4 protein-coding genes are annotated in these 8,020 nt (G+C 67.4%); 3 read left to right on the top strand and 1 reads right to left on the bottom strand.

The window, feature by feature from the left end:
- Positions 1-4,158 (top strand): YadA-like family protein (locus RZR99_RS26550; protein WP_323122753.1); only part of this gene is annotated, 4,158 nt, incomplete at its 5' end.
- A gap of 352 nt (positions 4,159-4,510) precedes the next feature.
- Here the strand turns inward: RZR99_RS26550 and RZR99_RS26545 are convergent.
- A complete protein-coding gene (locus RZR99_RS26545) occupies positions 4,511-4,981 on the bottom strand; it encodes a universal stress protein (protein WP_323122752.1) in 471 nt (156 codons plus the stop codon).
- Between the two features lie 288 nt (positions 4,982-5,269).
- On the opposite strand from RZR99_RS26545, the gene RZR99_RS26540 reads away from it, so the two are divergent.
- Together RZR99_RS26540 and RZR99_RS26535 are read left to right on the top strand one after the other, a co-directional pair.
- The gene (locus RZR99_RS26540) at positions 5,270-7,363 is read left to right on the top strand and encodes a PAS domain S-box protein (protein ID WP_323122751.1); all 2,094 of its coding nucleotides are present in this window, start codon (positions 5,270-5,272) and stop codon (positions 7,361-7,363) included.
- Entirely contained in the window at positions 7,360-8,007 is a 648-nt protein-coding gene (locus RZR99_RS26535; protein WP_323122750.1) for a response regulator transcription factor, read from the top strand. Before RZR99_RS26540 ends, RZR99_RS26535 begins: the two co-directional genes overlap by 4 nt.
- The last annotated feature ends 13 nt before the right edge of the window (positions 8,008-8,020 follow it).

Raw genomic sequence — 8,020 nt, 5'->3', positions numbered from 1 at the left:
ACCAACAGCACCGTCACTTCGCTGTCGTCGTCGGCATCCACCGGCTTGTCGACTGCGAATAGTGGTATCACTTCGCTCTCGACCGGCCTCAGCTCGACCAACAGCACCGTCACTTCGCTGTCGTCGTCGGCGTCCACCGGATTGTCCACCGCCAACAGCGGCATCACTTCGCTTTCGACCGGACTCAGCTCGACCAACAGCACCGTCACCTCGCTGTCGACTTCGACGTCCACCGGCCTGTCCACCGCAACCAGCGGCATCGCGTCGTTGTCCACCGGCCTCAGCTCGACCAACAGCACCGTTACTTCGCTGTCGACCTCGGCTTCGACCGGCATCAGTTCGCTGTCGACCGGCGTCAGCACGCTGCAGACGACGACCGGCAATCTCGGCAACAGCACGGCCGCCGCGCTCGGCGGCGGCGCCGCGTACAACCCGGCTACCGGCACGATCTCGGCGCCCGCCTATACGACGTACAACGCCAACGGCACGACGACGACCGCGCACAATGTCGGCGCGGCGATCGACAACATCAACAGCCAGGGCATCAAGTACTTCCACGCGAACTCGACCGGCGCGGACAGCGTCGCGACCGGCACGGATGCCGTCGCGATCGGCACCGGTGCCTCGGCGGGCACCAACAACTCGGTCGCGCTCGGCGCGAACTCGGTCACGGCCGCCGCCGTCGGCGTGTCGAGCGCAACGGTCGGCTCGACGACGCTGAGCGGCTTCGCGGGCGCCAATCCGGCGGGCGTGGTGAGCGTGGGCAATGCAGGCACCGAACGCCAGGTCACCAACGTCGCGGCAGGCCGCATCACGGCGGCCAGCACCGACGCCGTGAACGGCAGCCAGCTCTACTCGGTCGCGAGCAAACTCGATTCCGCCACCGATTCGATCACGTCGCTGTCGACCGGCCTGTCCACCACCAACAGCACGGTCACGTCGCTGTCCACGTCGACCTCGACCGGCCTGTCGAGCGCAACCAGTTCGATCGCCTCGCTGTCGACTTCCACCTCGACCGGCATCAGTTCGCTGTCCACCGGTCTCAGTACGACCGACAGCAATCTCGCGTCGCTGTCCACGTCGGCTTCCACCGGACTGTCGAGCAGCAATAGCGCGATCGCGTCGTTGTCCACCTCCACGTCAACCGGCCTGTCGAGCAGCAACAGCTCGATTGCTTCGCTGTCCACGTCCACGTCGACGGGCATCAACTCGCTGTCCACCGGTCTCAGTACGACCGACAGCAATCTCGCGTCGCTGTCCACGTCGGCTTCCACGGGTCTGTCGACGGCCAACAGCTCGCTGACGTCATTGTCCACGTCGACGTCGACGGGCCTGTCGACCACCAACAGCACGGTCACGTCGTTGTCGACTTCCACGTCCACCGGCCTGTCGAGCGCCAATAGCTCGATCACTTCGCTGTCGACCTCCACGTCCACCGGCATAGGCTCACTGTCCACTGGACTCAGCACGACCGACAGCAATCTCGCGTCGCTGTCCACGTCGACCTCCACGGGTCTGTCGAGCGCCACCAGCTCGATCAGTTCGCTGTCGACTTCCACGTCAACGGGCCTGTCGAGCGCCAACAGCTCGATCACCTCCCTGTCGACCTCCACCTCGACCGGCTTGTCGAGCGCCAACAGTTCGATCACCTCGTTGTCGACCTCCACGTCGACCGGCCTGTCGAGCGCCAACAGTTCGATCACCTCGTTGTCGACCTCCACGTCGACCGGCCTGTCGAGCGCCAACAGCTCGATCACCTCCCTGTCGACCTCCACCTCGACCGGCTTGTCGAGCGCCAACAGTTCGATCACCTCGTTGTCGACCTCCACGTCGACCGGCCTGTCGAGCGCCAACAGCTCGATCACCTCGTTGTCGACCTCCACGTCGACGGGCCTGTCGAGCGCCAACAGCTCGATCACCTCCCTGTCGACCTCCACCTCGACCGGCCTGTCGAGCGCCAACAGTTCGATCACCTCGTTGTCGACCTCCACCTCGACCGGCCTGTCGAGCGCCAACAGTTCGATCACCTCGTTGGCGACCTCCACCTCGACCGGCCTGTCGAGCGCCAACAGTTCGATCACCTCGTTGGCGACCTCCACCTCGACCGGCCTGTCGAGCGCCAACAGTTCGATCACCTCGTTGGCGACCTCCACCTCGACCGGCCTGTCGAGCGCCAACAGTTCGATCACCTCGTTGGCGACCTCCACCTCGACCGGCCTGTCGAGCGCCAACAGTTCGATCACCTCGTTGTCGACCTCCACCTCGACCGGCCTGTCGAGCGCCAACAGCTCGATCACCTCCCTGTCGACCTCCACGTCGACCGGCCTGTCGAGCGCCAACAGTTCGATCACCTCCCTGTCGACCTCCACCTCGACCGGCTTGTCGAGCGCCAACAGTTCGATCACCTCGTTGGCGACCTCCACCTCGACCGGCATCGCCACCCACACCAGCGGCCTGTCGTCGACCAACAGCAGCCTCACCTCGCTGTCGACCTCCACCTCGATCGGCCTGTCGAGCGCCAACAGGTCGATCACCTCCCTGTCGACCTCCACCTCGACCGGCTTGTCGAGCGCCAACAGTTCGATCACCTCGTTGTCGACCTCCACCTCGACCGGCATCGGCTCGCTCTCCACCGGCCTGTCGTCGACCAACAGCAGCCTCACCTCGCTGTCGACCTCGACGTCGACCGGCATCGGCTCGCTGTCCACCGGCATCAGCTCGACCAACAGCAACCTCGCGTCGCTGTCGACCTCCGCGTCGACCGGCATCGGTTCGCTGTCGACCAGCATCAGTTCGATCACGAGCAACACGAGCAACCTCGGCACGAGCACGGCCAGCGCGCTCGGCGGCGGCGCGACCTACGATCCGGCGACCGGCAAGATCAGCGCGCCCTCGTACGTCACCTACAACAACGACGGCACGACGACGACCAACAACAACGTCGGCTCGGCGATCGACAACATCAACGCCAAGGGAGCGAAGTACTTCCACGCGAACTCGACCGACCCGGACAGCCAGGCGACCGGCGTCAACAGCGTCGCGATCGGCCCCAACGCGGTGGCGAACCTCGACAACTCGGTCGCGATCGGCAGCAACGCGACGACGTCGCCCGCCGTCGGCGTCTCGTCATCCAGCGTCGGCGGCCTGAACTTCGGACCGTATCAAGGCGCCAATCCGTTCGGCGTGTTCAGCGTCGGCTCGCCCGGCCAAGAACGCCAGATCACCAACGTCGCGGCGGGCCGGGTGTCGGCCACCAGCACCGACGCGGTCAACGGCAGCCAGCTGTACGCCACCAACAGCACGGTCGCATCGCTGTCGACCGGCCTCAACACGACGAACAGCAACGTGGCGTCGCTGTCGACTTCGGTCAACTCGCTGTCGACCGGTCTGTCGACCACCAACAGCACCGTCTCGTCGCTGTCGACTTCCACGTCGACCGCCGTCAACTCGCTGTCGACCGGTCTGTCGACGACCAACAGCAACGTCACGTCGCTGTCGACCTCCACGTCGACCAGCATCGGCTCGCTGTCGACCAGCTTGTCGACGACCAACAACACGGTGAACTCGCTGTCGACCAGCGTGACGAACATCAACAACCAGATCAGCAACCTGTCGACGTCGGTCACGAACAGCTCGGGCATCGCGTCGGACTCGAAGGGCGACGGCTCGGACAAGCCGACCGTCACCGCCGGTTCGAACTCGGTGGCGATCGGCGCCAACTCGAACGACGGCGGCCGCTCGAACGTGGTGTCGGTCGGCAGCGCGGACCAGCAGCGCCAGATCACGAACGTCGCGCCGGGCACGCAAGGCACCGACGCCGTGAACCTGAACCAGCTGAACACCTCGGTCGCGTCGGGCGTCAGCCAGGCGAACAGCTACACCGACCAGCGGATCAACGACACGAACCGCGCGATCAACGACGTCGCCAAGAACGCGTATTCGGGGATTGCCGCCGCGCTCGCGATGCCGAACCTGACGCCGTCGGCCCCGGGCCGCACGGTCGCCGGCGTCGGCGTCGGCAGCTACAAGAGCGGCAAGGCGATCGCCGTCAGCGTCACCCACCGCTCGGAGAACGGCAAGTGGCTCGTGAACGGCGGCGTGGCGACGACGTCGACCGGCGACGCCGGTGTCCGCGCCCAGGTGGGTTACGAGTGGTGATGCGACAGGCATCCGGCCGGCGCTGCCGGTCGGATGCGGGCCGGCGCGGTTCGCGGCTTCTGTCCCGCACCGGTTCATCGAGGGCGAAAGCCGTCAATCCGCAGACGGATTCCCGCCTTGATCCACGTCAAGGCGGAGCGCGAAAAGGGTCATAGACTGATTGCGTGGCACCCCGTGCACGGCCGCCTCGCAACGGACATCCGTTCGCGGTTTCCGCGCACGCGCCATGCATGCCGCGTGGCGGCAGTGCGCCGCAGGTTCGCGCAATCCGTCGATTTCTTGTGCCTTCACGCCCGCTCGACGGGCGTTTTTTTCGCGACCTCAGCCGCTTCGTTCAGGCGCGCGGGCGGCGTCACCGCCGCGCATCGCCGCGCGCCGGATCGTCGCGCAGCAACAGTACGGGCCGGTCCGCCAGCCTCAGCAGCGATTCCGCCACGCTGCCGAGCAGCAAGCGCCGAATGCCGTGACGGCCGCTCGTGCCCATCACGATCAGATCCGCGTCGCACTCGGCCGCCGTGCGCATCAGCACGGACGCAACGTCCTCGCCATACGAATCGATCGCCCGCACCGTGCCTTCGACATGATGCAGCGCCAGCTGCGCCTTCGCCTCTTCGAGCGCGACGGTCGCGGTATCCACCGCCGCGCTGCCTTCGTCCCGCATGTCGACGAAACCGGAATCGACATCGACGAGCTGCGGCTTGTGCTCGACCACGCACGCCGCGGTAATCGTTCCGTGGTTCGCAACGGCAATCCTGATCGCTTCGTCGAACGCAACGCGCGCGCTGCGGCTGCCGTCGAGCGCCGCAAAAATCCGCTGATACATGATCGTCTCCTTCGAGGCATGACCGACAGGCGCGCAGGCCCCGCCCGACAGTCTCTCGCACGCGCCGCCGCGCGTGATTGACCCCGGTCAACCCGCCGCCGGGGCGCGTGAAGAACCCGTGGAACGCGCATTCGATGCGGTTCCCATTAGCCAAAAATAGGTAAACCGCGCACAATTTCACCTCTAAATTCAGGGCGAGACCACAGCGAGCCGTGCAGCCTGCCTGCGCCGTTCATTCACTGGCGTCAGCCGCGCCTTCCGGCGTGACCTCCATCAGCGTGGATTCCCATGACCGCTAGCGAAACACCAACACGCACCGACGCGCCTTCAGCGCGCGCGCGTCTGACCCGACTCGCAGCACGGCCCGCGTGGGCCGGACTGCTCACCTTCGCCGCCGGCGCGGCGGCATCGCTCGGCGTGGCCGGGTATGTCGAAGCACAGTGGCAAACCACCGCGCACGCGCGCTTCGAACGCCGCGCCGCGCACCTGAGCACGGCGATCCAGCGCGAGCTGCTCGCGAGCGCCGTCGTGCTGAGCGGCGCTCGCGGCGCATTGACGCTGTCGCCCGCGCCGACCCGCAACGCCTGGCGCGCGTACGTCGCGAATCTCGATCTCGACGGCAACCGTGCGCCGGTCCGGATCCTCGGCTACGCAACCGCGCAAGCCGACGGGAGCGGGCCGCCGGCCGCCCTGCCGATCGCCGTGCAAGGGTTCGCGCCGGACACCGGCGCGCTGCCGCCCGATATCGGCGCGCGCGACGCGGCAGCGCTATGGCGCGCGGCCGACAGCGGACAGATCGCACTCGCGGTGCGCGACACCGATACGGATCGCGACACCGCCGGGCAGGCAGCCGCGTTGACGCTGTTCCTGCCGCTCTATCGCGCCGGCGTCGCGCCGGTCTCGCGCGACGTGCGCCGCGCGGCGCTCGCCGGCTTCCTGTTCGCGTCGCTCGATACGCAACGGCTGTTCGAACTGGCCACCGCCGACGAGCGCGGCATCGGCCTGAGCGTGTCTCACCGCGCGCCCGGGACGCCGCTCTATCGCGCGGATGCCGGCATGGACGCCACCGCATCCGCCGCGCCATGGCGCACGACCGGCACGCTGGCCTTCGGCGGCGACACGCTGACGCTCGCGTACGCGATGGACGGCCGCCCCGGCGCCACCGGCGCGACCGATCTGTGGGCCGCCGTGCTCGCGGCCGGCCTCGCGGTCTCGGCGGCGCTCGCCGCCGCGCTATACCGGCTTGCGCGGCTGCGCGAGCGGTCGCCGGACACCTCCGCCACACCGAACGAAGCGCGGATGATGGGCATCATCCGCTCGTCGATGGAAGCGATCATCACGATCGACGAGGCGCAGACGGTCGTCATTTTCAATCCGATGGCGGAACGCGTGTTCGGTGTCTCCGCGATGGAGGCGATCGGCGCGCCGCTGTCGCGCTTCATTCCCGAACGGTTTCGCGCCGTGCACGTGCGGCATGTCGAGCAGTTCGGCGTGACCGGCGTATCCGAGCGGCAGATGGGCCGGCAGCGCGTGCTGTTCGGCCTGCGCGCGAACGGCGAGGAGTTCCCGATCGAGGCGTCGATCTCGCAGATCCGCGACGGAACCGGCAAGCTGTATACGGTCATGCTGCGCGACATCACCGAGCGGCTGCGCGGCGAGGACGCGCTCAGGCAATCGCGCGAAGAGCTGCGCGAGCTGTCCGCCAACCTGCAGAACGTTCGCGAGGAAGAGAAAACGCGGATCGCCCGCGAGCTTCACGACGACCTCGGCCAGCAGCTCACCGCGCTCAAGATGGACCTGTCCGCGCTCGGCCACGCGCTGCACGCCCCGTCAACCGGCGGCCGGGCCGCGCCGAGCGTGCCGGACCAGCTGCGCGGGATGCACCGGCTGATCGATTCGACGGTGGCGTCGGTGCGGCGCATCGCGGCCGATCTGCGCCCGGTGATGCTCGACGATCTCGGGCTCGTGCCCGCGATCGAATGGCTCGCGCAGGATTTCACACATCGCTACGGGATCGAAGTCGAATGCCACGTCGAACCCGGCGAGACGGGTTTCAACAGCGTCGGCGCGACGACGCTGTTCCGCATCGTCCAGGAGGCGCTTACCAACGTCGCGCGGCACGCGGACGCAACGCGGGTCCGGCTGACCCTGCGACTCGACGAAGACGCGTGCGTGCTGAGCATTGCCGACAACGGCCGCGGCGCGTATCACGGCGAGCCGGCGCAGGGCCGCGTCGACAAGTCGTTCGGCCTGATCGGCATCCGCGAACGCGCGCACATGCTGGGCGGCACCGTGACGATCGACACCGGCCGGGGCCGGGGCTTCGCGATCACGGTCGCTTTCCCCCTGCAATCGATACAACAGGAAACGTCTCTTTCATGATCCAGGTTCTCATTGCCGACGATCACGCGCTCGTGCGCGACGGCTTGCGGCACATCCTCGGCAACGCGACCGGTTTCGACGTCGCCGGCGAAGCGTTCGACAGCGCGACCACGATCGCGCTCGTGCGCTCGACGCCCGCCCAGGTGCTGGTGCTCGACCTGTCGATGCCCGGCCGCAACGGCGTCGAACTCATCAAGCAGATCAAGGACGAGCAACCCGCGCTGCGGATCCTCGTGCTGACGATGCACGCGGAACAGCAGTACGCGGTGCGCGCGTTTCGCGCGGGTGCGTCGGGATATCTGACCAAGGAGAGCGCGAGCGCCGAACTGGTCGGCGCCGTCACGAAAGTGGCGTCGGGAGGCGTGTACGTGAGCCTCGCGATGGCCGAGCGCTTCGCGCAAAGCCTCCACGAGCCGATGGACACGCTGCCGCACCATCGGCTGTCCGACCGCGAATTCGACGTATTCCGCCGCATCGCGGTCGGGCAGACGCTATCGGAAATCGCGCAGACGCTGTGCGTGAGCGCGAAGACCGTCAGCACCTACAAGACCCGGATTCTCGAAAAAATGCAGATGCCGCACGAAGCGGCGCTGGTGCGCTACGCGCTGCGACACAAGCTGGTCGACGACCCCGACGAGGAGTAAGGGGCGCCGCGCG

This window comes from Burkholderia alba (genome assembly GCF_034721475.1).
GTDB classification, from domain to species: Bacteria; Pseudomonadota; Gammaproteobacteria; order Burkholderiales; family Burkholderiaceae; genus Burkholderia; species Burkholderia alba.
This window is presented reverse-complemented; position numbering and strand designations above follow the sequence as displayed.

Excerpts from the sequence above, each read along its gene's own strand:
- RZR99_RS26545 (WP_323122752.1), bottom strand. The coding sequence starts at position 4,981 with ATGTATCAGCGGATTTTTGCGGCGCTCGACGGCAGCCGCAGCGCGCGC.
- RZR99_RS26535 (WP_323122750.1), top strand. The coding sequence starts at position 7,360 with ATGATCCAGGTTCTCATTGCCGACGATCACGCGCTCGTGCGCGACGGC.
- RZR99_RS26540 (WP_323122751.1), top strand. The coding sequence starts at position 5,270 with ATGACCGCTAGCGAAACACCAACACGCACCGACGCGCCTTCAGCGCGC.